This window comes from Rhizobium sp. 768_B6_N1_8, assembly GCF_051811225.1.
Classification (GTDB): domain Bacteria; phylum Pseudomonadota; class Alphaproteobacteria; order Rhizobiales; family Rhizobiaceae; genus Rhizobium.
This window is the reverse complement of record NZ_JBPWPV010000002.1, coordinates 1,602,375-1,626,958: the sequence shown is the minus strand read 5'-3', so window position 1 is coordinate 1,626,958 and position 24,584 is coordinate 1,602,375. Positions and strand designations below refer to the sequence as shown.

The following is a 24,584-nucleotide window of genomic DNA, read 5'->3' as shown; positions in this document are numbered from 1 at the left end:
TTCCTTCAGTTATGAAGCCGGGGGAAGCCATGGCGCTCGGCAAGCAGTTCGAGGATGCGATCGGTCTTGTTGACGAAACGCACGCCATTCCAGTGTTCCGCATCAGCCGGTGCGTTCTCGGCGAGAACAAGCACGGGCAACGACTGATGTTCCTCGCCGACGGCAGCAATCACGCTTGCGCGCGGCCGGGGAAAGGCAACCCGCTCCACCTCGATCCTGCCTGCAAGATCGGGGAAGGACGCCAGCAGTCCCTCGATAGCGTTGCAATAGGGGCAGACGAAACTGACGCCCGGCTTGTTGGGATCGGAAAAACCCGGTTCGATGAGATAAAGCTTGTCGTGGCTCATTGGTTTCTCGCTATTCGGCCGCCGCAGCATTGCCGGCATCTGCGAAGCGGTTTGCCGGGCGCTTGAGACCCAGATTCTCGCGCAGCGTCGCGCCTTCGTATTCAGTGCGAAAGAGGCCTCGGCGGCGCAGCTCCGGAACGACGAGCTCGATGAAGTCGGCAAGCCCGCCCGGCATCAGCGGCGCCATGATGTTGAAGCCGTCGGCCCCGTAATTTTCGAAACGCTCTTCGAGCACATCGGCGATCTGGACCGGCGTGCCGACCACCTGCCAGTGGCCGCGGGCGCCGGCGATGCGCAGATAGAGCTGGCGGATCGTCAGATTTTCGCGTCGGGCGAGATCAAGGACGAGAGCCTGTCGGCTTTTACCGGCATTGGTGGCCGGCGGATCGTCGGGCACCAGCCCATCGAGCGGATAGGCGGATAGATCGACACCGGAGAGCTGGGAGATCAGGTTCAGTCCGACTTCGGGCTGAATGAGCGCCTGCAGGGATTCGAACTTTTCCTGCGCTTCGGATTCTGTTCTGCCGACAACAGGGAAAATGCCCGGCAGGATTTTCAGATCGTCATGTGAACGGCCGAATTTGGCAAGCCGGCCTTTGACATCGGCGTAGAAAGCGACCGCTTCCTCAAGGGTGATCTGGGCGGCGAATATGGCTTCCGCGGTACGCGCGGCAAGCTCCTTGCCGGGCTCGGAGGCTCCCGCCTGAACGAGGACTGGCCGCCCCTGCGGTGAGCGCGGGATGTTGAGGGGGCCGCGCACCTTGAAGTGCTTGCCACTGTGATCGAGCCTGTGGAGCTTATGAGGATCGAAATAGCGTCCCGATTGCCTGTCGCGAATGAAGGCGTCGTCTTCAAAGCTGTCCCAGAGGCCGAGGACGACATCGGCGAATTCCTCGGCGCGCTCGTAACGGTCGGCATGCAGGATCTGCGCGTCATGCCCGAAATTATAGGCGGCGTCCGGATCGGAAGATGTGACGAGGTTCCAGCCGGCCCGCCCGCCGCTCAACCGGTCGAGGGACGCAAACTGCCGTGCCAGATTGAACGGATCGGAAAAGCTCGTCGAGGCGGTGGCGATCAGGCCGATATTGCGGGTGACGGAGGAAAGCGCGGAAAGCAACGTGATCGGTTCGAACGGATAAATGCCACTATGGGCCTTGCGGCTTGCCGCTTCGACGTCTTTCAACCGTGCTGCCACGCCATCGGCAAAGAAGATGGCATCGAATTTCGCAGCCTCGGCAAGGCGTGCAAGTTCGAGATAATTTTCGAATTCCGTGCCGACAGAGGCCTGCGGATGGCGCCAGGCGGCGACATGGTGGCCGGTGAAGAGCAGGAAGGCACCGAGCTTGATCTGGTCCTTGCGTCTTGCCATGGAATATCCTTTCAGCGGTAGATGGCCGGCACGGGGAACTCGCCCGTCAGCAGAAAGGCGCCGACCGTGCGCTTCTTGTATTCGGCAGGATTGTGCAGCGTGTGGGTCCGCACATTGCGCCAGAAACGGTCGAAGCCGTTGGCCTGCGTGGCGGAACGCGCGCCCATGACCTCGAAGACCTCGCTCGACACGGCAAGGCCGACCTCGCCCGCATAAAGATTGGCCGTGGCGATATCGATGGCGGCAGCACCACGATCGGCGTGGCTCAGGGATGGTCCTTGCGCATAGGCGGCATCTAGGCTGCGGGCAGCCTTGTCGGCAAGTTCTGCGGCCGCAAGCGTGCGGATATAGAGTTCGCCATACTGGCGTTTGATCCATGGGTCGTCGATGTGTCGTTCCACACCGGAATAAATCCACGATCGGGATGCCGTTACGGTGTAGTCGCGGCCCTCTTCCAGGATGCCCTGGGCGCTGCCGACGAACACGTTGAGAAGGACGCTCTGCTGAAGAAGCGAGGTGAGGGACGCGTAAGGCGTCAGTGGCACGGAAGGGGCACTGATGACCTCATCGTCGCCGATCTGGAGGTCGCGGAAATGGACGGTGCCGCTGCCGGTTTGCCTCTGCCCGATCCCGTCCCAGTCATCCGCAATCACGATTCCCTGACGATCTGCGGGGACCGCCGCGGTGAGGCGTTCACCGGCCGAATTTTCCCAGGATATCTGGATATAGTCGGCAATGTGCGAGCCCGAGGAAAAGGGACGGCTGCCGTTGATCATCCAGCCGCCTTTGGTCTTTTCGCCTGTCGAGGTCTTCGACATGGCATTGCCGGAATTGCTCCAGACCCAGTTGCCGGCAGCCGATCCACTCAGCCACCTATCCCTCTGGGGATTTGAACCCCGAAAGAGGATGAGGTTCAGTGGCAGATGATGGTAACCGAAGAGGTGTGCGAGCGATCCGTCGGTCTTGGCGAATTCCCGCACGATGCGAAGGATCGTCAGCCAGGGAGCCCCCTGCCCACCATAGGCTTTCGCGATTTGCGCCGACGGCAGGCCGCTTTCCTTCAGGAGCCTGATCTGCTCAACAGGTCTTCCCCCTTGCTTGTCCCGATCGACCGCATCCCGGTGGAACGCCGCCCGCAACTCGGCAGCCTTTGCTAGGAGCGGATCATCAACGTCAAATTCGAACGACATATCGCCTCTGCGCATCATGGCGCCAGGAGTTCTGGCGGCGTCTATGGCGCCGACCGTCGACCGATGCTCGGGGCAAGTCCAGACAAATGAATTTGGGGTTCGGGAAAGAAATTCTTTCCGGAACCAGCGCATAGTCGGATTACGAGTCTCGGCCTGCTTCGGGTCCTGATACGGCTCAGTCGCCTAACTGATGAGCGCCACCCGTCATCGCAGTTGACGTGGACCTTCTTCGCGGGAGACTATCTCGCAAGGACCGACTTTGACGCGTGTGTCCGCAGGAGTCCTGGACGTCGCCTATTTCCGAAACTTAGTTAGTGGAGGACATTATGCAAACCATCGTTCTGACGGGAGGCTGCCAATGTGGTGCCGTCCGATATTCGCTCGATCAGCAACCACAGAACGTTCACATTTGTCACTGCCGAATGTGCCAGAAGGCAGTAGGCGGCCCCTTCGCGATCATCTGCCCCGTAATGAAGACGGCATTTCGCGTGACACGTGGCGCAGTCAGCTATTTCCGCAGTTCGGATGTCGGGCGCCGCGGATACTGCTGCGACTGCGGCACCCCGCTGACATTCGACTATCCTGATGGCGAGGACATCGGTGTTCTCGTCGGTACGCTCGACGAGCCTAACCGTGCGCCGCCCGAAAATCAGTACGGTAACGAGAGTCGTGTATCTTGGTATTCTGGGCTCGTACAGGTACCCGGCGACCGACCGACTTACGCCGACAACCCTCAGATGCTGCACCGGATCACGAGCACCAACCATCAGCATCCAGACCATGAAACGGATATCTGGCCTCCGACTCTCTAGCGCCCGGTTTAGTGTGAGCGAATAATAGTGTGACGCGACCACCGCCGAGCGCTGTGCAACTTCACGCACTTCTTTCGCGACGACGGCGAAACTCTTCCCCAGCACGCGCCACTTCAACGCCGACATTGAGGGCCTAAAACGGCAGCCGTCTGGTTGATTTGCAACATCTGACGACAAGATAGCGTCGCCTTCACGTGCGCCCGGCACAGAATGGGACCGATTTTTGCGGCATTCGACAAGGCTATTTCGCGTCAAGTGAACATGGCGGCGGTTCGCGGTATCGATGTTCAGCGGCGCTCTTCCAGTTGCGCTGAAGATGGCCGGTCGTCTGTTGCGACAATGGCGACGTGTGGCGGGTCCGATCCGGAAGCGGAACACGAGGTCGTTGGGCAGTCGCTCCTGCTTCTGCTGCGCAACGCTGACGCTGAAGCTCCGGCCCTTCCTCACCCTCTCGTCTGACGCGAATTCCCGATGCTCGATTTGCAGTCTGCAGGCGAGAAAGAGCAACTCGAATAACGTCGGAGGTGACCGGCAGAGCAGCTCGGCGCGATCACCCGATAGGGTTAGTGGGTGCGTATTGTAGAATATGCGGATATACGCATAATTTCTGTGGCTGACGCTGCCAGCAAGATCGGTCGAGGCTCTGGAGGATACCATGGAAACAATTGTTGAGGACGCCCATACTGGCGTAGTGTCGCCTGAACTCGTGGTCGATGCACTGTTTGCATGCGCAAGACAGCAGCGATCAGGGCTGGCATCGAGCTCGCCAAACTCGCACGTGACTCTCAAGTTAAATGCTTATTCTCAATTCATATGCCGATACAACTATTTGATATCGTTCAGACCGAAGTCTAGCAGTTAACTGCCAAACGACAGCGAGCACGTCGATGGCAGCGAATTGTTAAGGAAGGCGTGCTGTCGCAGCTTGCGCTGCGTTTACCACAGTCTAAGTCAACTCTCGGCTATCGTCCTGGAGGGTAACGGAAACAGTAGATTTCGGAACCTCTCAATTGAGAAAGATCAGGCTTGCGGCACCGATCAAGCCGGCATGCCTTCCGAGTTGTGCCGGCACGACCGGCACATCGCGATAGGCAGGCATCGCCCGCTCCTGAATGGTTCCCTCGATCGGTTTGCGAAGGAGATCGTAGCCGTGGGAAATTCCACCGCCCATGACGATCATGTCGGGCGAGTAGAGATGGAGCAGATTGGTAAAGCCGATGCCGAGCCAGCGGGCTTCCCTGTCAATTAGCGCAAGGGCTGCTTCGTCACCCCCGCGCGCAGCCTCGACAACGTGTCGGCCCGTCACCTCGCCGTCGTGGGACAGCGTTCGCAGCGCCGAACCGTCGCCCGGTTTTGTCAGAGCCGTCGCACGCCGGCCGAGTGCCGTGCCCGACGCCACCGCCTCGAAGCAGCCCACCGCCCCGCAAAGGCATCGTTCGCTCTCGCTCGTGATGGTCATATGGCCGATTTCGCCTGCGAGCCCGCGGCGCCCATGCACGATCCGGCCGTCGGAGATCACCCCGCCGCCGATGCCGGTGGACACGGTGACGAACACCAGCGAGGCCGCGCCGCGGCCGGCGCCGAAACGCCATTCGCCGAGAGCGGCGGCGTTCGCATCGTTCTCCAACCGGACAGGCAGGTTCAAGCGGTCCTGAAGAAGGCGCGCGAGGGGGACTTCACGCCAGCCCGAGAGCGTCGGCGGTGCTGTAAGGATGCCCGCGACCGGATCGAGCGGGCCGGGCGCTCCGATGCCGATACCGAGCGGCCTGGCGTCGGGACGTTGCGAGCAGGTTTTATCGGCAAGCATTGTGATCTGCTCGATAACGGCATCCGGTCCATCCCTGGCGCGCGTCGGCACGGATGCGAAAGCCAGCAATTTGCCGCCGTCGCCAACCAGTGCAGCGCGCAACTCCGTTCCACCCAGATCGAATGCAAGCGCAATTCTGCTCATCAGGGCCGGGTCTCCAGAGCATGCAGCCAGGCGATACGCTCCGGCAGATTCGTGTCGCCGAACGCCAGCGATCCGAGCACGACCGTCTCGGCACCTGCTGCCCGCAACAGCGGAACGGTCTGTTCGCGGATGCCGCCGTCCGCCGCAAGAACGATCTCCTTTTCACGTCCGGCACGCTTCATCAGCGAGCGCGCTTCGCGAAGCCGGTCGCAGGCTTTGTCCGAAAGGTTTTGTCCCTTGACGCCGATCGAGGTCCCGAGCAGCGTGAAGAAAGCGACCTCGGCGAGGAACGGTTCTGCCTCGGCGACCGGAGTTTCCAGCCGCAGGACGACGCCGGCTTCGGCCCCAAGCTCCTTTGCGAGGGCCACTGCGCGCAGGCTAGCTTCACCGTTCTCGGCATGAACGCTGACGAGATCGGCGCCCGCTTCGATGAACTGGCGTGTCTGCTCCTCGACAATCTCGGCCTCGACCATTAGATGCACATGGATCGGTTTTGCCGTCAGCTTGGCGATGCGGGCGACGAAATCGGGAAAGAACAGGAAGCCGGGTGTGAAGCGCGCGTCGGCAACGTCGATATGGTGGAGATCGACATAGGGTTCGATGCGGTGAAGGTCGCGTTCCATATTTGCAAGATCTGCGGACCAGAGTGAAAACTCGCCGAGCAGCCTATGGCGGGGCAATGCGGCGATGGCGCCGCCCGAGAGGGATTTCGATGTCATGCCTGAGCGACGCTCCGATGTTTGAATTCTGTATCAAGGAATTGCAGGATAACCGTTCGGACCGCGGCGAAATGCGCTTCGGCATCTGCCGCCTTCGCCGGCATTTCGAAGAAATCCGCATTGGGAAGCGTGTCAGCCGTCAACCGTGCGACTGCGAGAGGGTGAATGGCATCCTGCTGATTGCCGAGGACGAGGGCGGGAATAGCAAGCTGTGCCGCGTCTTCTCGCGAAACGCCGGTGCCATCCGAGGCGATGTCATCAAGCACGTCGGCAAAGGCTAACGCATCCGGGCGCTCGAAATAGCTGAGCAGGGAAGCAAGATTGTCCGGCGCTTCCACCCGCAGACGTTCCGCTGTCGCCGACTTGGCAAAAAGCGCCTCGCCTTCGGCAAGTGGATGAGATCGAAGCAAAGCCGCGATCTCGCGGATCGGCGCGAGGTTGTCGGGCGCGCGGGCAAAGGACCAGGCCGGGCGGACCAGGATGAGACCCATGACCCGCTCGGGGTGTGTTTTTGCCAGATGCAGCGCGATGGCTGCGCCCATAGAGATACCGCCGGCGATGAACTGGTCTATTCCCTTTTCGTCCGCCGCGGCGATGACGTCGGCTGCAAACATCGCAATCGAGAAGGGGCGCTGCGTTCCGAGCGTCGAACTGCCATGTCCGCGGCACTCGGTTGTAATCCGCCGCCAGTCGGGCCCCTCGGGGAGAACCTGCGCGACCTGCGCTTCATTTCCTCCGAGCCCGTGTTGAAAGAGCAAGGCTTTGCCGGTCCCGAAGTCTTGGATGGAAAGGTCGGCATCGTCTCGCCTGAGGGTGATCTGCACCTTCATCGGATCAGATCCGAAAGAAATCTGGCGACGGCGGGTGCCTGCTCCGCCGCAAGGCCGTGCGTGACGAGCGCACCGCTGAAACCGGTCGCGCGTAGGCCGTCGATGAAGGCGGGGAAATCGACGATACCCTGACCTGCCGTCGCGAAGCGGCCGTCGGCATGGCGATCCTTTGCATGGGCCATCGTCACATGCCCGGCCGAGAGTTCGATCGCCCTGGCGATGATCTCGGACACTTCGGCTGGTGTCGCCTTCTCGAAGAGGTTTGCCGGGTCGAGCACGATGCGCAGGCGCTTCGAACCCATCTCTCGGATCAGCCGCACCGCATCGGCGGCAGAGGTGACGATGTTTGCTTGTTCCGGCTCAATGCCGAGATCGATGTCGTACCGCTCGGCAAGTTCCAGTGCCTTTTCCATTTCGGCCGCCATTTCGGCCCAGGCGGACGGAAGCGCATTGTCAGGATGATGCATCCATGGGTCTTGGGCATGGCGGCTGCCGGTGCAGAGCGTCACCAGCGGAATCTGCAAGGCCGCTGCCGTTTCGATCACCACCCCAAGCTGTTTGAGCCCCATTTCCCGCACGGATTTGTCCGGATGGGCCATGTTATAGGTGCCCGATAGTGCTGCGAGCGAAACGCCGGTCTCTTCAGATGCCGCCCGTATCGCGGTAATCGTTTCCGGCGCCACTGCATCCGGCATCGACGGCAGGCCGACGCAGGCGAGATTGAACTGCGTCGTCGCAAATCCGCTGTTACGCACGGCCGAGAGCACGTGCTGTGGATCGGTGCCGGGGAAGGTCTTTGCAAAGATGCCAAGCAGCATCAGACCGATCCCGTGACGGTTGCGAGTGCGACGCGTTCGCCCGTTTCGACCGAGCGGGCGATGGCGACCATGGCGCGGATGGAGGCAATGCCATCCTCTATATCAGCGCCGCGCATCGGCGCGCCGTTCAGCACGGTATCGGCAAGCCCTTCCAGTTGCCGGCGAAAGAAGTGCCCGTCGGCTCCCAGCGGCTTGCGGGTCGTCGCGTCCTTTTCATGGAAGATCTCGACTTCACTCGCCCTGAGGTACCATGGATTGAAGGTTTTGGCGATCACCGAGCCGTTTTCGCCATAGAGCTGGAAGCCCTCATGCCAGTCCATGCGGACCGCGACCGTCAGATCGAGATGACCGAGCGCGCCATTGGCGAATTCGGTCTCCACGAACCAGCAATAGGCGCCGGCACGCTCGAGAAGGCGGGCTCGCACCGCGACGATCTCGCCACACAGGAAACGGGCGGTATCGACGAGATGCGAGCCATGCGCCAGCATGAAATACTGGCGCAGGTCAGCCTTGGGATTTCCGGAGGGTTTTCTGGCAAATTTGCTGGTGATCGGCAGAGGCTGGACCGCGTCGGTATTGGTGTAGCGGTGGGTGGAGTCGCAGTACCAGGCTTTCAGCGCGAAGATCTCGCCGATATCGTCACGGACAAAAGCCCGGGCAGCCTCCAGCGCCGGGTCGAACCGCTTCATGTGACCGACCTGCAGCACTTTGCCGGAGCGCTTGACGGCGTCGGCGAGCGCCCGGCCCTCCTCGATCGTCATACCCGTCGGTTTTTCGCAGAGCACATGCTTTCCCGCATCGAGCGCCTTGACCGACATCGGCACGTGATAGGCGTCCGACGTGGCGATGATGACGGCTTCGAGCTCGGGATCGGCAAGCATCGCGTCATAATCGGCATACATTTTCTGTGGTTCGTATGTCGCACCCATGCGCGCAAGCAGGTCGGGTGCTGCGTCACAGATGGCGTAAAGATCGGCATTCCCAGCCTTCACGCAGGATTCGAGATGGGCAAACTGTGCGATCGGGCCGCAGCCGAGCACGCCCACACGCAGCCGACGGTCTTCCTTACGGATCATGACTTCTCCCTCAGGCGCCGTAGCGGCGCATCGTTTCACGGTTCGCCCGGACGGCTGCCACGGGATCGGCGGCGGCCGTGTCTGATTCTTCTTCCAAGACCAGCCAGCCACTGAAGAGCGGCGCGGCAGCGACGATGTCGATCACGGCGGGCGTATCGCAGACCCCTTTGCCAAGCATGGCCCATTTGCCGTCTGCATCGACGTCCTTGAGGTGCAGATAGCGGATACGATCCTGATAGGTTCGCAGCGTATCCAGAATATTGTCGTGGCCGCGCAGAATATGGCCGGTATCGGGCACCCAGCCGACGAGGTTCCTATCGATAAGCGAGAAGATCCGGTCATAATCGGCACGGTCGAACAGCAGCGTATTGTGGTGCGAGCTCGGATGCACAGCAATATCCACGCCGGAAGCCTTGCCCAGTTCGCCGGCCCGATTGTAGAACTCAGCGGCGATTTCGAATTTCGCCTCCCGTGGTCCTTCGGAGACAACCGTCGCCGAGCCGATCGAAACGAGAGCGCCGGAAAAGGCGGCGGCGAAATCGATCCAGCGCTGTGCGGTCCTGAGGTCGTTCTCGAGCTCTTGCCTGACGGTGAAGCCGGTTTTGGAGCCCATCGCAAAAGACACGAGTGTCAGGCCATGTTTCTTCAGGCTCGCGGCGAAATCATCGGGACTATCTGCGTAGTGGCCGATCATCGTGTCGGTAATCTCGATGCCCGCGTACCCGCCCTCCGCAATGGCTTCCAGCAGATAGTCCGGGCCGCTATTCCAGTTTCTCCCGAGCATTTCCCAGGTGAATGTCTGGCAGCCGACTTTCAGCTCTTTGATACTCATGCCCATTCCTTGACTTCGACCTGCCTAGGCCTTCGATGATATGCCGCCGGACCGGTATGACCGCGCTCTTGGCATGATGGTGAAGTGGCGACGTCCCCTGGCGAGCCGCGTGTGACGGTCAGATTGCTATTTCCGCATGGTTTATAAAAATTTATCGCGCGTCAAGAAATAAAATGTTTCTATAGCGATTGTCGTGGCAGCGATGCCCATCGATGATGGGCTAAACATCTGAAATTGGTGGGGAGGCCAATTCATGAAAGCATATCCGGAAACCAGGCTGGGCATCGGCGTTATCGGCTGCGGCAATATCTCGATGACCTACCTGCGTAACGCCGCCCTGTTTGCCGGAGTCGAATTGAGGGCCTGTGCCGACATCTCATCCGACATGTCGGCGCTGAGGGCGAAGGAATATGGCATCCGGGCGATGGAGGTCGATGCGCTCCTGGCCGACCCAGAAGTCGACCTTGTCCTGAACCTCACCATCCCGGCCGTCCATTTCGACGTGACGATGTCGGCGCTTTCTGCGGGTAAGCACGTCTTCACCGAAAAGCCGCTCGCGACGTCGGCCGCCGAGGGCCGCAAGCTAGTGGCGGAAGCCGGAGGTCGCGGTCTTCTGTTGGGTTCGGCTCCCGATACATTCCTCGGCGCCGCCGGCCGGCGTGCACGAGGCCTGATGGATGCAGGTGCGATCGGCCGCCCGGTCAGCGGCACCGCCTTCATGTTCGGCCGCGGCATGGAACATTGGCATCCCAATCCGCAATTCTATTATCAGCCCGGTGGTGGGCCGATGTTCGACATGGGTCCCTATTACCTGACGATGCTGGTCAATCTGCTCGGCCCGGTGAAAAGCGTCATGGCGATGGCGACGAAAGGCCAGGAAGAACGGCTGATCACCGCTGATGGCCCCTTCAAGAACACGACGTTCAAAGTGGGCACGCCGACCAACGTGCTCTCGCTTCTCGAGTTTCAATCGGGCGCGACGGTGAATTTCGGTGCGTCGTGGGACGTCTTCCGGCACTCCAATCATCCAATCGAGCTGCACGGCACGGAAGGTTCGTTGCGCTTGCCCGATCCCGATACGTTCGGCGGAACGGTCTCGCTTTCCGAGCGCGGCGCCGAATGGAAGAATTTCGAAAGCGAGGGCGAACTGTATGGCGCCCTGAACTGGCCGTACAGCGCTCCCGCCCGCGCCAATTATCGCATGCTCGGCGTTGCCGATCTCGTCCGCGCACTTGGCGAGGGCAGGGCGCCGCGCGCCTCCGGCGATTTGGCCCTTCATGTTCTCGAGATCATGGAAGCGACCCTGGCATCCAGCGAGGCCGGGAGCGCGGTTGCGATTGCGGGCGCAGTCGCACAACCGCCGCTGCTTGGCGAAGATGAAGCCCGTAGCCTGCTTGCTTGAGGTGAAGCGATGAAAGATCGATTGGATCCCGGCGCCGTGCATGTCCTGGCGCTCGGTCGCGCCGTAAACCAGCCACCCTTTGAGCGCGGGACAGTCAACGAGGCGCGCGCTGCCTATGACGCGGCTTGCCCGACATTGCAGGGCGATCGCGAGCCGGTCGCGGCCATCGAGGACAGAACGATCGCCGGGACGGGCGGCCCGATCTGGCTCAGGATCTACCGAGGCGTGGGCGCTCCGAACGCGGATGCGCCGGCACTTCTCTACCTTCATGGCGGCGGCTGGGTCGTCGGCACGCTTGAATCCCATGACGAGATCTGCCGGTGGTTTGCGAATATCGGTGCCTGCATCGTATTTTGCCCGGACTATCGGCTGGCGCCCGAGCACAAGTTCCCGGCGGGCCTGGAAGACTGCATATCGGCGCTTGCCTATGTTGTGGGGCAGGCAAGCGCGCTCGGTATCGATCCAGATCGGATCGCGGTTGCCGGCGATAGTGCCGGCGGCAATCTGGCCGCTGTCCTGTCACTTCTCGCGCGGGATGGCGTTGCCCAGAAAATCTCCGCGCAACTTTTGCTCTATCCCAACACCGATGCCGGACAGACGACCGACAGCTATGTCAGGTTTTCGCAAGGATATGGTTTGACTGCCTCGACGATGCGCTGGTTCCGCGATCATTATATCCGCGATGCGGCTGATATCGCTGATTGGCGCGTTTCTCCCCTGCGCATCGGCAATGTGGCGGGTGTGCCACCGGCGTTCGTCGCGATTGCGGGCCATGATATCCTCGCAGACGAAGGCGAGGCCTATGCCCGCCGGCTTGCCGAGGCGGGTGTCCCTGTAGCCCTGCGGCGTTGGCAGGACCAGATCCATGGCTTCGTTTCCATGGGGCGGCACATTGCGTCGGCGCGGCGGGCGGTGGAAGAAGCGGTTGCCGGATGGCGCAGCCTCGTCGATCACGCCGACTGACGCATCACCAATGTACCGTCGAGGATGATTTTTCGTGCAACGACCTGCGTGGTGTCATTGTCTTCGTCCAGCATCGAAAGCAATGTGTCGACGCTGCTGCGCGCCATGGCGGTGAAGTCTTGCGCCATCGTCGTCAACGGCGGGCAGGTATAGCGGCTGAGAGGGTGGTCGTCATGGGCGGCGATGCGAAGATCGCTATCGCTTCTGCGGCCGACGCGAAGGCCGCGCGAGTGGGCAGCTGCCATCGCGCCGAAGGCGAGGCGATCGTTCGCGCAGAGAATCGTCCTGCCCGGGAGCGTTCCAGCCGCGATCATTGCGTCGGTCTGCTCATATCCCATACGTTCGAAATCCCAGCCGTAGCTCTCGGTGGCGCCAAACACGACCGGTTCGAAACCGAGCGACTCCATCGTGGCGATATAGCTTGCCAGCCGCTCCCCGGAATTGTGATTGACATGCGGAATGTCGAAATATGTAGGCGGCTCGCCCGATCGGCAGAGATAGTCGACAATTGTCGCGACGCTTTGGGCGTTGTTGTTGCCAATGAAGGGCGTGTCGCCTTCGATGAACGTATCGAAATAGACAATGGGAATGCTCTCCCGGAGTTTTTCGAAGATGCCAGGCTCGGAAGAGAGACCGAGAGGCGCGATGATCGCGCCGGCAGCCTTCAAGGACAGAAGCGTGTTCACAGCCTCGGCTTCAAGATCTGGCAAGCCATGGGACGAAATGACGATTGGCCAGTAACCTTCACCACGGACGAGCAATTCCAGACGGTTGACCATTTCGGCATAGAATGGATCTGTGATGACAGGCACGACAATGCCGATGTTTCGTGTTCTCTTGCGATTGAGATTGCGCGCATAGAGATTAGGACGGTAGTCCGATGCCGATAGCGCCTCCTCGATGCGTTTGCGCGTACCCGGCTTTACGCTGCTCGGATTATCGAAATACCTAGAAAGCGTTGGACGAGAAACGCCACAGGACCGGGCGAAATCGTCCATGGTTTTGATCGTCAGCTTGTCCATTGGCAATTCTGGTTGCACTGCGCCAGGGCTCGTCTGCGTCAGCCGATATCGCAAAGGCGGTCAGTGTGAAGGCTTTCGAACTGCGTTTGTAGCCCGACAATGTCGCATGCGCAAAATTTTTTGTTACATAAAGCACAATTGGCAGCGTAACCGCCTCTACACATAGCGCACTTCGACGCCCAACTTGTCCAGCCGACTGCGAATCCCGTGCGGCATGCCGGTGTCGGTGATGATCAGATCGACCCGGGAAAGCGAAAATGCTTTGGACGAGGCGCCAATATCCCACTTGCTGGAATCCGCCACGAGGATCACGCGCCTCGCCATGCGGACCAGATTGCGTTTGGTGCGTGCAATGTCTTCCGAGACATCGACGACATCGAATGCGTGATCGATGGCATGAGCGCTGAGGAACGCCTGGTGGGCGACAAGACCGCCCACGGCCTTGTCGGAATCCGAGACGATCGTGCTGACGGTGCTGGGGAAAACCCGGCCGCCAATCATATGCACGTCCAGGCCCGGCCGATACATCAGATGCTGCGCGATATTCATGGCGGTTGTGGCCACCACGACGTTATTGACCGGGGGCATTTGCATGGCGACCTGCAGCAGGGTCGAGCCGCTGTCGAACACAATGGACTGGTTGTCGATGATCTGGCGTGCCGCCATCTGCGCGATGCGTCGTTTGGCATCGAAATTGCGGTTCATCCGTTCTTCGAAGGCTGCCGCGGGCGAGCTGGCCGGCAATGCGATCGCGCCGCCATGCGTTTTGATGAGTTGCTTCTTGGCATCCAGAATTTCGAGATCGGATCTGATGGTCACCTCGGAGACGCCGAAGTTTTCCGCCAGCTGCGTGGTGCGCGCTTGGCCGGTCCGCTGAAGTTCCAGCATGATCTGATGTCGCCGTTGTTCCGCAAGCATGTGTGACCTCGAATTCCTTTCGAATAAGTGACGGTACCGAGCTTTCGAAAATCGAAAATGCACGGCAACCACTGTGGTCAAAAAAACACGAGAAAAGACGGTGTCGGCACGTGTCTAGCCCGTATTCCCGTCATCTTAAATCAAAACGAAAGAAATCGAAATATTGAACATTCGTTTATTTTCGAGTTAGGGTCTCGGCGCGAAATCAAACTTGTAAAGGGACAGCATCGATATGGGCCTTGGAACCAAAATTCGCCTGTCACGGCTGTTTTCACATCCGTCGGGGCATTTGTTCGGTGGTGCGGTCGACCACTTCGTTGGCTATGGCAACGTCCGTGAGGGCGGCCTGGCGGATCTGCCGGGCGCACTGAAGCGGGTGATGGCCGGAGAGCCGGACTATATCAGCATTCAGCCTGGGGCTGCGCGCCATTTGTGGCCTGCCTATGCCGGCAAGGCGGCGCTGGTCATTCAAGCCGGCTGCTTTACGCCGGACGATCGAATCCGTCAGTTGATCGCGACCCCCGAGGACGCGGTGCGCTACGGTGCCGATGCTCTGGCCGTTGCCATTCCGGTGCGCGGCAATACGGAAGGCGAATATATTCGCTGGCTTACCGATACTGTCAACGCCGCTGCTCGCTTTGAAATGCCGGTCGTTGCTCATGTCTATCCCCGCGACTATTCAAACGGCGGCAAGATCGTATTCACTCCCGATGAAATCGCCTATGCGGTGCGGATCGGGTTTGAGACAGGCGTTGACGTGATCAAGGTCGGATACACCGGGGACTTCGGTTCATTCCAAGAAACCGTCGCCACTTGCCCGGTTCCCATCGTTATCGCGGGCGGTCCGAAAACGGAAAATCTGCTCGGGGCTCTGACCCAGACCGCCGACGCCTTGCGGGCGGGAGCGAAGGGCGCCGTGGTGGGGCGAAACCTTTGGGGACACGGCGATACGACGATGGCGGCGCGCGCCTTCAAGCTAGTCATTCACAACGGTATGGCGCCGCAAGAGGCGCTCGCTGCCGCGGGCGGTTGACGGGTGACACACAACCTTCAGGTTCTGGGCTTCGGGGCTCTGGCGATCGACGATATCATATATGTCGATCGACCGCTGAGTGCCGGCAAGGGAAAGGTGACGAGTCGCACCCAGGACCACGGCGGCAATGTCGCGACGGCCCTTGTTGCTGTCGCAAAGCTGGGGGGACGGGCTGGTTTCATCGGTTGGCTGAGTGATCGGCCTCTTAGCGATATCAGCGCCCGCGAGCTTGAACGGCATGGGGTCGATATATCCTTTGCGCCGCGCCGCCCCGATGCCAGGCCAATACGGTCGGTGATCACGGTCGGACCTGAAGGCGACAGGTTTATCGCCTATGACGATGATGTGCCGCACGGAACCTCCGAGGCATTGGCCGACAGCACTCTTGCACAAGCCCAGGTGCTGTTGATCGACGGCTATGCCACCCACGCCGATACGATCGTTGCGCGCGCCCGCAAGCTGGGTCTGGCGGTGGTGGCAGACATTGAATGGACGATCGGGCCTGCGACCGAACGATTGATGAGCCTGTCCAACCATCTCGTATTGCCATTGAAATTTGCGCAGACTTATTCCTGCGAAACCGATCCGACGTTGATCCTGCAGAAGCTTTGGTCTGACGACCGCACCGCAGTCGTTCTGACTGACGGTGAGCGAGGATCCTATATCAGGCAGACGGGAGACGCCGTTTTGTGGCATGTTCCGGCCTACGAGGTCAAAGCGGTCGACACGACGGGCGCCGGAGATTGCTTTCACGGCGCTTATGCTTTTGCGCTGACACAGGGAAAGCAGCCTGTCGACTGCGCCGTTTATGCAACTGCCGCAGCCGCGATCTCCGTGACAGGCCCGGGTGGCCGCATGGCTCTGCCGGATCAAAGCGCCTGTCTCGCGTGGCTGGCGAGGGAAGATGCGTCCGAGCCCAGACCGATTGCGCCGCCAGACTGAGAGTTCATCGCACTGGTGCCCTGGACGATCGGATTAGCACTGCGCAGATGACGGTTTCGGTTCGATCTGAAACAGCGCCGGGAGGGGCTGTCTTCGGGATTGGATGGCGATGATACTAAGGAGGAAGTGCCGTGGCTGTTGTTGTACTGGACAAGATTTGCAAGACCTTTGGAACCAAATTCCACGCGATCAAGGATCTTAGCCTGACGATAAATGATGGCGAGTTCCTCATCCTCGTCGGCCCTTCGGGATGCGGAAAATCGACGGCATTGCGCATGATCGCCGGGCTGGAGGAGATCAGCAGCGGGACCCTGAGCATCGGTGGAGAGAATGTCGAGGATCTCGCGCCGAAGGACCGGGATATAGCAATGGTCTTTCAGAATTATGCGCTCTATCCGCATATGACAGTGTTCGAAAATATTGCCTTCTCGATGAAACTTGCGGGCAAGAGCAAGGAAGAGCGCACGAAGCGGGTCCACGAAATAGCAAAGACCCTTCAGTTGCATACGCTGCTCGACAGCAAACCGGCCGCGCTCTCCGGCGGCCAACGCCAGCGGGTCGCCATGGGACGCGCCATGGTGCGGGAACCGGCAGCTTTTCTCATGGACGAGCCCCTGTCAAACCTTGATGCCAAGCTGCGCGTACAAATGCGCGCCGAAATCGTCAGCCTGCAAAGGCAGCTTGGCGTGACGACGATCTATGTGACGCACGACCAGACCGAAGCCTTGACCATGGGCGACCGGGTTGCCGTCCTGAAGGGCGGCGTCCTTCAGCAGGTCGACACGCCAAAGACATTGTATAGCCGGCCGGTCAATGCCTTCGTTGCGGGTTTCATCGGCTCGCCGTCCATGAATCTGTTCGAGGGCCGCTTGCAGAACGGCAGGATCGATCTGCCGACCTTTTCCATACCGGTCGCGACGGCCGCATTCGAGCAGTCTCCCGGTCTGACGGCGTTCGAAGGCAAGACGATCATCTTCGGCATTCGCCCGGAAGACCTTTACGACAGCGGTCTTGAATCGGGATCACGCTACGCGACGATCCCGGCGCTTGTAAAATCGATCGAGGAACTGGGCTCGGAGCTGATCGTTCATCTCAAGATCGAAGCAGTGCGGATCGACTCCGGTGACCCCGATGCCGTCGAGGACTTGAGCGGTGCGGCAAACGCCGTGGCGAAGTTCGAAGCCGCCAGCACAGTCCAGCCCGGCGTAATGACCAACCTGGCGATCGATGTAGCCAAACTGCACTTCTTCGATCCCCAGACGCATCTGGCAATCTAGCAGGATCCGCGGTGGCGGAACTGGTTGAAGGGTGCTCGCAAGAGCGCCTGCTTGCTTCATCGTTGACAAGTCTTCGCCGATCTTCGCCGGCCGGCTTTGCGCGTTGCGTATCGAGAGCGCAGGCCACGCCCGTCTCGTAACCCTCCAACTTTGCAGCCACAGGTCAGGTTCTTTTGGCGCCTGGCACCTGAGAGCTACTTTAAACTGTGATGCGGGCCGCAAACGACCCTGCCGAACCCTGCTTTTCCCAGATCGCCAAGCCTTTCATTTGTTTTCCTTTGGGCGACGCGGCTTTCATTTGTTTACGAAAGTAAAGAAAAAATGCGACACGAGCAATATGACAGAAGGAAAAAAACACCTCGAAATCCGAAGGAAAAGCGCACAAAAATCAACAGCTTAATGTCATTTTTATCGCTCCTGGAGCCTTCTTGCTTTTTCCGATCGCAGTTCTTCATTGACAGCCAGATGCCTAAAGGAACCTACTTTGGTCTCGATCGGGAGGATCGAGCAAAAATATCATTCCTAGGGAGGGAAACATGAACGTCAGAAGATATATCATGGCGGCTCAGTCGGCTGTGGCCGCCTGGGCACTATGCGCCACCTGCGCCTTTGCTCAGACCAATCTCGAGTTCATCCAATGGTGGGAACCAGAAATGCCCGCCGGCGCTCTGCGCAGCATCATGGACGACTTTGAAGCCAAAAACCCCGGCATCAAGGTGACGCTCGTCAGCGGTCCTTATTCCGCCACCCATGATCAGATCGTTGTGGGCGCAGCGTCCGGGACACTCAGCGATGTCGTCGGCCTCGACGGCGCATGGGTCAACGGCCTGGCAAAGCAGGGCGCGATCGCCTCGATGGAAAGCCTGATGGCTGATGCCAAATATGATCAGAGCCAGATCGCCGATATTATCAAGGTCAACGGGCAAAGCGTCATGTTCCCGCTTGCCTCGTTCGTCTACCCGGTCTTTGTCAACCTCGATCTGGCAAAGGCGGCCGGCGTCGAAAAGATGCCGACAAACCGTAGCGAATTCGCCGCTGCCGCGAAGAAGATGACCAATGCGGACAAGAATCAATACGGTTGGGTGCTACCGCTTTCGCTGCAAAATCCCGGCGGCATCCAGAATGACGTGATGTCCTGGGTCTGGGCATCCGGAGCATCCATGTTGAAGGATGGCAAGCCCGATCTGGAAAACGCCTCCGTCGTCGGCACGCTTGAATACATCAAGTCGCTGCAGGACGCCGGCGTCATCTCGCCCGGTATTTTTGCCAAGAAGGAACAGGACAAGGTCGAAGAGTTCGTCAACGGGCGTGTCGGCATGATGATCGACTCGTTGGCGCACATCAATCTCATTCGCCAGCGAAATCCCAATCTCAAGTTCGGCATCTCCGCCCTTCCAGCCGTCGACGGCTACACCGGCAAGCGCGGGCTGCCCTATGCTTCCTGGGGTATCGGCATCAGCGACAAAAGCGAGCACAAGGCGGAAGCCTGGAAGCTCGTCGAATATTTGATGAGCCCGGAGGTGAACAGCCGCCTCGTGTCGATCGCCAATGCCTTCCCGGGCAATATCCACGCCAAACCCGATTTCTCCAGGTCAGACCCGCTGTTTGAAGAAGCCTTCAAAATCTTCCAGAGCGGGAAGCTCGCCAACGAATTCGTCGGACTGCCGGTGGCCGAAGATCTCATGCGCCAGATGAACGTCGAAGTTCAAAAGATGTTCGACGGTCAGCAAGGCGCAAAGGAGGCAGCCGCCAATACGCAGAAGCAATGGTTGGCCGAATTCGCCAAGTAGTCTCCCAAGACGGTAGCGGCAGCGTGATAGACTTCGATCACGCTGCCGCTACACCGCGACGAAGCAATGCGTTACGACCAGGGAGAAATTACCTCTCATGAGCCTCGCCACAGAAACATCGATCCGGACGCGTGTTAAAGTTCGAAGGCCCGGCATTCTTTCCTACAAGACGCGAAAGAGGCTTTTACCCTATCTATACGTCGCACCCGCGACGTTTCTTTTCTGCCTGCTGATGCTGTTTCCCATGCTCACTGTCCTGCGCTATTCGCTGATGGACGGTGCGATCACGAAGAAGGACGCGTCCTTCGTCGGTTTGCAGAACTATGTGACGATCTTCAAAGATCCGGTTTTCTGGCAGTCGGTCGGACAGACACTCTACTTCACGATAATGAGCGTCATCTTCCATCTTCTGATCGGTCTGGCCTTCGCCCTTTTGCTCAACAGCCAGCGTGTCGATCCGTTGATCAGAAGCATTCTGCGGGTTCTCTACATTTTGCCCTGGCTCTTCACGGCGGTGATCATAGCGATCATCTGGCGGCTGCTCCTGGACCCCAATGGCGTCGTCAACAGCATTCTGATGACGCTCCATATCATTGACTTCAAGGTCGAGTGGTTTTCTTCAACGAGAACCGCGCTGCATGCGCTGACCTTTGCGAATATCTGGGCGGGATACCCGCTCTATATGGTCAGCCTTCTCGCTGGCCTTCAGGGCATCCCCAAGGATCTCTACGAGGCTGCCGGCATTGACGGGGCCAATGAGTTCCAGAAATTCCGCTACATCACGATCCCGCAATTGATGCCGATCATCATCAGCATCGCCTTGCTTGATTTCATCTGGACGATGCAGGTCTTTCCCCTCGTGTGGATGACGACGGGAGGCGGTCCGATCTACGCGACCGAGGTGCTCAGCACCTACACCTACAAACTCGCTTTTTCGAGTTATGAATTTTCGCGCGCGTCGGCGAGCGCAATCTTCATTCTGATCATCTCGATGGGCGCCACATATTTCTACATCAAACATCAGAAGGCCAGGTGACCGGCAATGGCAAAACGCTCTCTCAGTCGCACCATAGTGCCAACCCTCCTGACATATCTCGGGCTGGCGGTCGGGCTAGTCTTCGCGGGTTTTCCGATCCTGTGGATGTTCTTCACGTCCTTGAAATCAAATACCGAGATCTTTGCCCTGCCGCCGCGGCTGCTGCCCGACCAATTCACCAGTGTCGCCTATCTTTCGATCTTCAACGACCCAACGAAGGTTCGCTTCTTTATCAACAGCTATCTCGTCGCTGGAGTGGTAACGGTTCTGACGGTGCTGATCGCCATCCTGACGGCCTATGCTTTCAGCCGGTATTCATTCCGGCTCAAGAAAACGCTGAACGTGTTCATCATCAGCACGCAGACCGTGCCGCCGATCACGCTTTTGATCCCCTATTTCGGCATGGTCGTCGCCTTCGGTATTTTCAACACCTATTTTGCGCTGATTTTGACCTACATGGTCTTTACCCTGCCTTATGCGATCCTTCTCATGACGGGCTATCTCAATACCCTGCCAAAGGAACTCGACGAGGCAGTGCTTGTCGACGGCGGGTCGAGCTGGACGGCGCTATGGCGTGTGATCATCCCGCTGTCTGTACCCGGCATTGTCGCGACGGCGGTCTATACCTTTCTGCTGGCATGGAACGAATTCCTCTTTGCCCTGACTTTGACGAAGTCGATGGACATGCGGACTGTTCCGATCGGTATCGAATTGCTTATGGGGCAACATGCCTTCGAATGGAACGAGATGATGGCGATGAGCGTGCTGGGATCGCTCCCGCTTTTGGTCCTGTATCTGATTGCTCAACGCTACTTCCTAGCGGGCATGGCAGCCGGGTCGGTGAAGAGCTGAGTAGGCGAGAATCTCGCTTCATCAATGTCGAATTGTCGATCCTCCGTTCGTCCTTTGTCTAGATTAGCAAAGGAGAGGACAAATGAGCAAAGAAACCAAAGCTAATATCGAAGAAGAGGCAATCATCGCCATGCTGATGATGCACGCTACCGCGCTCGGCGAGAAAGACGCCAAAGGCGCATTGTTCGACGAAACCGACGATTCTGTCGAGTTTTCGCTGGCGCCGCCGCTCGTTTATCACGGCAAGGACGAGGCGGGCCTGCAGGCCTGGTTCGACACCTGGGAGGGTCCGATCGGCAGCGAAATGCATGACGCTAAGCTGACAGTTGGCGGAGACGTGGCTTTCTGGAGTGGCTTGCTGCACATGACGGGAACGAAGACCAACGGCACTGAAGTCGATCTTTGGTACCGCCAAACCCTTGGCCTCGTGAAGCAAGGTGGCCGCTGGATGGTGGCGCATCAGCATGCCTCCGTGCCCTTCGCCATGGATGGAAGCGGCCTCGCGCTGCTCGATCTGAAACCTTAAAACACCGGCTTCAGGGTGCCTTTCCACCAGTTTCATCCGATCGGCGCGAAGGCGACCGGACGAGATGGAGGCGGCCGGATTGCTTACAGCTGCGATGACGCCTTCTCGCCGGCATCGCTGGCCCCGACTGTCCGCTCTCCGGCGGATGGTCCCGCCGGAGCGCACACCAATCATCCAGCACTCAGTCCAAATTGAACATACAAGGGGAATGATGGACGGCCGTCAGTTGCGAGGGGGGCGACTATTTGCGAGTTCGGCCCGGAACCGGAACCGGAACCGGAACCGGAACACGCGATCGTGGCGCAACGGCGTCCCATTGCGGATAGCGCCGTTATCCTGATCACCGTGCTGATTGGCGCGTATCAGGACTCGAACTGGTTCCGTTGCCACAGCTTGCTCTTACGAGCAGTTCGTAGGGCAATAGCTGGGGCTCGGAAATTTCGCGGTCCTCTTCAATCAGGCGCAGGAGAGTCTGCGCTCCCAAAAATCCAAGCCGCCTGCGCGGCACGGAAATCGTGGTCAATGCCGGACTGAAGGCTTCGCCGACCGGATGATTGTCGAAACCGATGAAGGCGATTTGTTCCGGTACCTCTATCCGGTGTTCCTTGGCCACCTGGATTGCGCCGAAGGCAAGTTCGTCGCTGGCGCATAAGATGGCATCCGGCAGATGTCGTCTGCTGAGGATGCTCCGCATGGCCTCTCGCCCGGCGGAAATATCGAACGAGCAGAGATGCTGCACCTCGCTGTGTTCATGGAGACCGGCTTGTCGCATCGCGTTTCGATAGCCCTGCGCACGGGCGGTGAAAATCGGGCTCTGCTCCGGCCCCCCAATGTGTAGGATGCGGCTGCGGCCGAGAGAAAGCAGATACTGCGTCGCCTCAATTGCCGCCTTTTCATTGTCGATTCCGACGAAGGCAATCGCCGGGTTTGCGACGGGTCTGGAGATCGCGACGATCCTGCGAGTGTATTGCGGGAGCTCTCCCAGTTCGGATGGCAGGCGGCCGTTGAGAAGGATGAGGCCATCGGCGGCCCCGGTAATCAGCTGCCGGGCGAGTGCAACTTCTCTTTCTTCGCTTCCTTTCGTGCTCCCGACGATAACGCCGATATTGTGTTCTTCGAGTGCCTCCTCGATTCCCAGTATGACGTCCGGATGGGAGAAAGCGGCAATATTTGGAACAATGACGAGGATCTGGTTGGCTTTTCGGGATCGGAGCATGCGAGCATTATGGTTCGCAACGTAACCACTTTCCCTGGCGATCTCTGCAATTCGCGCACGCGTTTGCGGGGTCACGGCGGGCGATCCCGAGAGGGCCCGACTGACAGTGGATGGATTGACGCCTGCGAGCCGGGCGATATCAACGATCGTAATGCTCGCCTTGGCTCGTGCCGCCTGTCCTTTGGTTTTTGGTAGGGTCACGGGCGGTCAGCGCTACCGTTTGAAAGGGAATGAACGCCTCCCTGGTCATCTTGCAACCTCATTCAGGCTCCTCAACCTCGTCGACGTAGGGCGCGATGACGAGGTCCGCGACGACGGAAGCATATTTTGCCCGCTCCTCGGGATTGAGACCCTCGTCCGTAATGATGCGGTTGATCCTTTCGATGGGCGTAGTGCGATAAATCGCCCTGCTACCGAAGCGGCTGCTGTCGATCAAAAGCGTTGTTTCAACCGACGCTTCGATCATGGCGCGTTGCAGCTGAACCAGTTCGAGTGACGTGTCGCTTGCGCACTCCGTGTCGACTGCTTGAGAAGACAGGAACAGATGATCGCAACGCAGCTCGCGAACGAAATTGATCGCCGTTTCCCCAAGCAGGGAATAGGCGCCCGGACGACAGATCCCGCCAGGCACCACGAGCTTGATATGGCCTTTGTTCACCAGGACATCTGCGACATGCACGTCGTTCGTTACGACCGTCAGCGGCGTTGTCAGTTCAGCGATGACATAGGCGAATTGATGCAGCGTTGAGCGGGAATCGATGAAGATGCTCTGCTCTGGCTGGAGGAGCTTTGCGGCCGCCACCGCGATGGCGCGCTTTTCTTCGACCGCCGTCTGGCGGGCTTCATCGACGAGTTGCTCGAAGGTCGTGTTGCGGCGAACACGGACAGCTCCCCCATGGGTCCTTCTCACCACGCCCTGAGATGCCAGGAAATCGAGATCGCGGCGGATCGTCGAGATCGAGGTGTTGAGGCGCTTGGCGAGATCCTGGCTCGAGGCGACCTGGTTTGACGAAAACCATTCCATGATTTTCTCGCGCCGCTCGGCGGGCAAAAAGTCTTCCGATTGCGGTGTTCCCGTCTCAGCCAAGAGCAGACCCTCTTTCTTTCTCAATGGAGCGCGACCTTACAGAAACAGCAGGGAAACTGAAAGCAGGGGCGATCGACCGCCACCTCTAATGGTCGACCGCCCGAGCGCGCCGGGCGGCCGATGATGATCTCGTTACAGAGTGACGTTGATATATTCCGAGCCGGCAGCGCCCACGCCCTTGTAGGCGGTCACCTCGATTTCAACGCGGAAATCCGGACCGCCGAGCGGCGGGCAGGTGACCGTGCTGCAAGGGTCGATGCCTCGGAACTTTTCGCCCACATAGGCCATAACGGCGGGAGCATCGGCAACGTTCGGAATGACGACGCGCGAACGCACGACGTCTGCAAGAGTTGCGCCAACCGCCGCAAGGGCGCCCTCGATATTATGGAAGCACTGCTTGGCCTGTTCGACCGGGTCGGTCGACATCTCGCGGGTCTTGTAATTGCGTCCGGCGGTGTTGGACACAAACACCCAGTTGTCGACTGCGACAACGCGCGAATAGCTTTCCTTTTCCTCATAGAGGCTGCCGGATTTGACTTTGGTCACCTTTACCACGGGTAAGATCCTTCCTTTGAT

Annotated in this window: 24 protein-coding genes and 1 pseudogene; 11 read left to right on the top strand and 14 right to left on the bottom strand. The window is 59.3% G+C overall.

The window, feature by feature from the left end:
• Positions 1-5: 5 nt before the first annotated feature.
• Genes AB8B33_RS31725 through AB8B33_RS31715 form a run of 3 tightly spaced genes read right to left on the bottom strand, consistent with a single transcriptional unit; the run spans position 6 to position 2,906 of the window.
• Entirely contained in the window at positions 6-347 is a 342-nt protein-coding gene (locus AB8B33_RS31725; protein WP_439018404.1) for a DUF3088 domain-containing protein, read from the bottom strand.
• Between the two features lie 10 nt (positions 348-357).
• On the bottom strand, positions 358-1,716 hold the full coding sequence (locus AB8B33_RS31720) for an LLM class flavin-dependent oxidoreductase (protein ID WP_439018403.1): 1,359 nt from the start codon (positions 1,714-1,716) through the stop codon (positions 358-360).
• A gap of 11 nt (positions 1,717-1,727) precedes the next feature.
• Positions 1,728-2,906, bottom strand: a complete 1,179-nt coding sequence (locus tag AB8B33_RS31715) for an acyl-CoA dehydrogenase family protein (RefSeq protein WP_113320843.1) — start codon at positions 2,904-2,906, stop codon at positions 1,728-1,730.
• 326 nt (positions 2,907-3,232) lie between these two features.
• Here AB8B33_RS31715 and AB8B33_RS31710 point away from each other — a divergent pair, with 326 nt between their 5' ends.
• Both AB8B33_RS31710 and AB8B33_RS31705 read left to right on the top strand, forming a co-directional pair.
• The gene (locus AB8B33_RS31710; RefSeq protein ID WP_113320724.1) at positions 3,233-3,718 is read left to right on the top strand and encodes a GFA family protein; all 486 of its coding nucleotides are present in this window, start codon (positions 3,233-3,235) and stop codon (positions 3,716-3,718) included.
• A gap of 655 nt (positions 3,719-4,373) precedes the next feature.
• Positions 4,374-4,483, top strand: a pseudogene (locus AB8B33_RS31705) (SAM-dependent methyltransferase); the annotation flags it as partial.
• Positions 4,484-4,724: 241 nt separating this feature from the next.
• Here AB8B33_RS31705 and AB8B33_RS31700 read toward each other — a convergent pair.
• From AB8B33_RS31700 to AB8B33_RS31675, 6 genes are read right to left on the bottom strand one after another with little or no spacing between them, the layout of a single operon-like run.
• Positions 4,725-5,669 (bottom strand): ROK family protein, encoded by a 945-nt coding sequence (locus tag AB8B33_RS31700; RefSeq protein ID WP_439018402.1) that lies wholly within the window; start codon positions 5,667-5,669, stop codon positions 4,725-4,727.
• Complete coding sequence (locus AB8B33_RS31695; RefSeq protein ID WP_439018401.1) at positions 5,669-6,388, bottom strand: ribulose-phosphate 3-epimerase; 720 nt, start codon at positions 6,386-6,388, stop codon at positions 5,669-5,671. The genes AB8B33_RS31700 and AB8B33_RS31695 overlap by 1 nt, the downstream gene beginning before the upstream one ends.
• Positions 6,385-7,218, bottom strand: coding sequence for an alpha/beta fold hydrolase (locus AB8B33_RS31690; RefSeq protein ID WP_439018400.1), 834 nt, complete (start codon positions 7,216-7,218; stop codon positions 6,385-6,387). Before AB8B33_RS31690 ends, AB8B33_RS31695 begins: the two co-directional genes overlap by 4 nt.
• Positions 7,215-8,036, bottom strand: coding sequence for a sugar phosphate isomerase/epimerase family protein (locus AB8B33_RS31685; protein ID WP_439018399.1), 822 nt, complete (start codon positions 8,034-8,036; stop codon positions 7,215-7,217). Before AB8B33_RS31685 ends, AB8B33_RS31690 begins: the two co-directional genes overlap by 4 nt.
• Entirely contained in the window at positions 8,036-9,112 is a 1,077-nt protein-coding gene (locus AB8B33_RS31680) for a Gfo/Idh/MocA family protein (RefSeq protein ID WP_310381360.1), read from the bottom strand. The genes AB8B33_RS31685 and AB8B33_RS31680 overlap by 1 nt, the downstream gene beginning before the upstream one ends.
• Before the next feature lie 10 nt (positions 9,113-9,122).
• Entirely contained in the window at positions 9,123-9,944 is an 822-nt protein-coding gene (locus AB8B33_RS31675; protein WP_439018398.1) for a sugar phosphate isomerase/epimerase family protein, read from the bottom strand.
• Between the two features lie 253 nt (positions 9,945-10,197).
• On the opposite strand from AB8B33_RS31675, the gene AB8B33_RS31670 reads away from it, so the two are divergent.
• Positions 10,198-11,346 (top strand): Gfo/Idh/MocA family protein, encoded by a 1,149-nt coding sequence (locus tag AB8B33_RS31670; protein ID WP_439018397.1) that lies wholly within the window; start codon positions 10,198-10,200, stop codon positions 11,344-11,346.
• 9 nt (positions 11,347-11,355) lie between these two features.
• Complete coding sequence (locus tag AB8B33_RS31665) at positions 11,356-12,309, top strand: alpha/beta hydrolase (protein ID WP_439018396.1); 954 nt, start codon at positions 11,356-11,358, stop codon at positions 12,307-12,309.
• On the opposite strand, the gene AB8B33_RS31660 is transcribed toward AB8B33_RS31665, so the two are convergent.
• Together AB8B33_RS31660 and AB8B33_RS31655 are read right to left on the bottom strand one after the other, a co-directional pair.
• Entirely contained in the window at positions 12,297-13,331 is a 1,035-nt protein-coding gene (locus AB8B33_RS31660) for a LacI family DNA-binding transcriptional regulator (RefSeq protein WP_439018395.1), read from the bottom strand. The genes AB8B33_RS31665 and AB8B33_RS31660 overlap by 13 nt on opposite strands.
• A gap of 156 nt (positions 13,332-13,487) precedes the next feature.
• Entirely contained in the window at positions 13,488-14,249 is a 762-nt protein-coding gene (locus tag AB8B33_RS31655) for a DeoR/GlpR family DNA-binding transcription regulator (RefSeq protein WP_037097941.1), read from the bottom strand.
• Positions 14,250-14,481: 232 nt separating this feature from the next.
• Between AB8B33_RS31655 and AB8B33_RS31650 the strand changes: the two genes are divergently transcribed.
• The 7 genes from AB8B33_RS31650 (at position 14,482) to AB8B33_RS31620 (ending at position 21,705) form a co-directional block, all read left to right on the top strand.
• Positions 14,482-15,282, top strand: coding sequence for an aldolase (locus tag AB8B33_RS31650; RefSeq protein WP_439018394.1), 801 nt, complete (start codon positions 14,482-14,484; stop codon positions 15,280-15,282).
• Positions 15,283-15,285: 3 nt separating this feature from the next.
• Positions 15,286-16,224 carry a PfkB family carbohydrate kinase gene (locus AB8B33_RS31645; protein ID WP_439018393.1) on the top strand — a complete coding sequence of 313 codons (939 nt, stop codon included), beginning with the start codon at positions 15,286-15,288 and terminating at the stop codon, positions 16,222-16,224.
• Between the two features lie 131 nt (positions 16,225-16,355).
• Positions 16,356-17,501 carry an ABC transporter ATP-binding protein gene (locus AB8B33_RS31640; RefSeq protein WP_439018392.1) on the top strand — a complete coding sequence of 382 codons (1,146 nt, stop codon included), beginning with the start codon at positions 16,356-16,358 and terminating at the stop codon, positions 17,499-17,501.
• A 536-nt stretch (positions 17,502-18,037) separates the two neighbouring features.
• Positions 18,038-19,291 (top strand): ABC transporter substrate-binding protein, encoded by a 1,254-nt coding sequence (locus AB8B33_RS31635; protein WP_439018391.1) that lies wholly within the window; start codon positions 18,038-18,040, stop codon positions 19,289-19,291.
• A gap of 97 nt (positions 19,292-19,388) precedes the next feature.
• Positions 19,389-20,327: a carbohydrate ABC transporter permease gene (locus AB8B33_RS31630; RefSeq protein WP_310381387.1), complete on the top strand. Its 939-nt coding sequence runs from the start codon at positions 19,389-19,391 to the stop codon at positions 20,325-20,327.
• 6 nt (positions 20,328-20,333) lie between these two features.
• Positions 20,334-21,179, top strand: a complete 846-nt coding sequence (locus tag AB8B33_RS31625) for a carbohydrate ABC transporter permease (RefSeq protein WP_310381389.1) — start codon at positions 20,334-20,336, stop codon at positions 21,177-21,179.
• Positions 21,180-21,261: 82 nt separating this feature from the next.
• Positions 21,262-21,705: a YybH family protein gene (locus AB8B33_RS31620; protein WP_439018390.1), complete on the top strand. Its 444-nt coding sequence runs from the start codon at positions 21,262-21,264 to the stop codon at positions 21,703-21,705.
• Between the two features lie 340 nt (positions 21,706-22,045).
• Here the strand turns inward: AB8B33_RS31620 and AB8B33_RS31615 are convergent, their stop codons facing one another.
• From AB8B33_RS31615 to AB8B33_RS31605, 3 genes are all read right to left on the bottom strand, one after another.
• Positions 22,046-23,122, bottom strand: a complete 1,077-nt coding sequence (locus AB8B33_RS31615; RefSeq protein ID WP_439018389.1) for a LacI family DNA-binding transcriptional regulator — start codon at positions 23,120-23,122, stop codon at positions 22,046-22,048.
• 58 nt (positions 23,123-23,180) lie between these two features.
• Positions 23,181-23,972: a DeoR/GlpR family DNA-binding transcription regulator gene (locus AB8B33_RS31610; RefSeq protein WP_439018902.1), complete on the bottom strand. Its 792-nt coding sequence runs from the start codon at positions 23,970-23,972 to the stop codon at positions 23,181-23,183.
• A gap of 168 nt (positions 23,973-24,140) precedes the next feature.
• The gene (locus AB8B33_RS31605; RefSeq protein WP_047522366.1) at positions 24,141-24,563 is read right to left on the bottom strand and encodes a RidA family protein; all 423 of its coding nucleotides are present in this window, start codon (positions 24,561-24,563) and stop codon (positions 24,141-24,143) included.
• Positions 24,564-24,584 lie beyond the last annotated feature (21 nt).

Coding starts and splice junctions, on each gene's coding strand:
- AB8B33_RS31725 (WP_439018404.1), bottom strand. CDS start 347: ATGAGCCACGACAAGCTTTATCTCATCGAACCGGGTTTTTCCGATCCC.
- AB8B33_RS31720 (WP_439018403.1), bottom strand. CDS start 1,716: ATGGCAAGACGCAAGGACCAGATCAAGCTCGGTGCCTTCCTGCTCTTC.
- AB8B33_RS31715 (WP_113320843.1), bottom strand. CDS start 2,906: ATGTCGTTCGAATTTGACGTTGATGATCCGCTCCTAGCAAAGGCTGCC.
- AB8B33_RS31710 (WP_113320724.1), top strand. CDS start 3,233: ATGCAAACCATCGTTCTGACGGGAGGCTGCCAATGTGGTGCCGTCCGA.
- AB8B33_RS31700 (WP_439018402.1), bottom strand. CDS start 5,669: ATGAGCAGAATTGCGCTTGCATTCGATCTGGGTGGAACGGAGTTGCGC.
- AB8B33_RS31695 (WP_439018401.1), bottom strand. CDS start 6,388: ATGACATCGAAATCCCTCTCGGGCGGCGCCATCGCCGCATTGCCCCGC.
- AB8B33_RS31690 (WP_439018400.1), bottom strand. CDS start 7,218: ATGAAGGTGCAGATCACCCTCAGGCGAGACGATGCCGACCTTTCCATC.
- AB8B33_RS31685 (WP_439018399.1), bottom strand. CDS start 8,036: ATGCTGCTTGGCATCTTTGCAAAGACCTTCCCCGGCACCGATCCACAG.
- AB8B33_RS31680 (WP_310381360.1), bottom strand. CDS start 9,112: ATGATCCGTAAGGAAGACCGTCGGCTGCGTGTGGGCGTGCTCGGCTGC.
- AB8B33_RS31675 (WP_439018398.1), bottom strand. CDS start 9,944: ATGAGTATCAAAGAGCTGAAAGTCGGCTGCCAGACATTCACCTGGGAA.
- AB8B33_RS31670 (WP_439018397.1), top strand. CDS start 10,198: ATGAAAGCATATCCGGAAACCAGGCTGGGCATCGGCGTTATCGGCTGC.
- AB8B33_RS31665 (WP_439018396.1), top strand. CDS start 11,356: ATGAAAGATCGATTGGATCCCGGCGCCGTGCATGTCCTGGCGCTCGGT.
- AB8B33_RS31660 (WP_439018395.1), bottom strand. CDS start 13,331: ATGGACAAGCTGACGATCAAAACCATGGACGATTTCGCCCGGTCCTGT.
- AB8B33_RS31655 (WP_037097941.1), bottom strand. CDS start 14,249: ATGCTTGCGGAACAACGGCGACATCAGATCATGCTGGAACTTCAGCGG.
- AB8B33_RS31650 (WP_439018394.1), top strand. CDS start 14,482: ATGGGCCTTGGAACCAAAATTCGCCTGTCACGGCTGTTTTCACATCCG.
- AB8B33_RS31635 (WP_439018391.1), top strand. CDS start 18,038: ATGAACGTCAGAAGATATATCATGGCGGCTCAGTCGGCTGTGGCCGCC.
- AB8B33_RS31630 (WP_310381387.1), top strand. CDS start 19,389: ATGAGCCTCGCCACAGAAACATCGATCCGGACGCGTGTTAAAGTTCGA.
- AB8B33_RS31625 (WP_310381389.1), top strand. CDS start 20,334: ATGGCAAAACGCTCTCTCAGTCGCACCATAGTGCCAACCCTCCTGACA.
- AB8B33_RS31620 (WP_439018390.1), top strand. CDS start 21,262: ATGAGCAAAGAAACCAAAGCTAATATCGAAGAAGAGGCAATCATCGCC.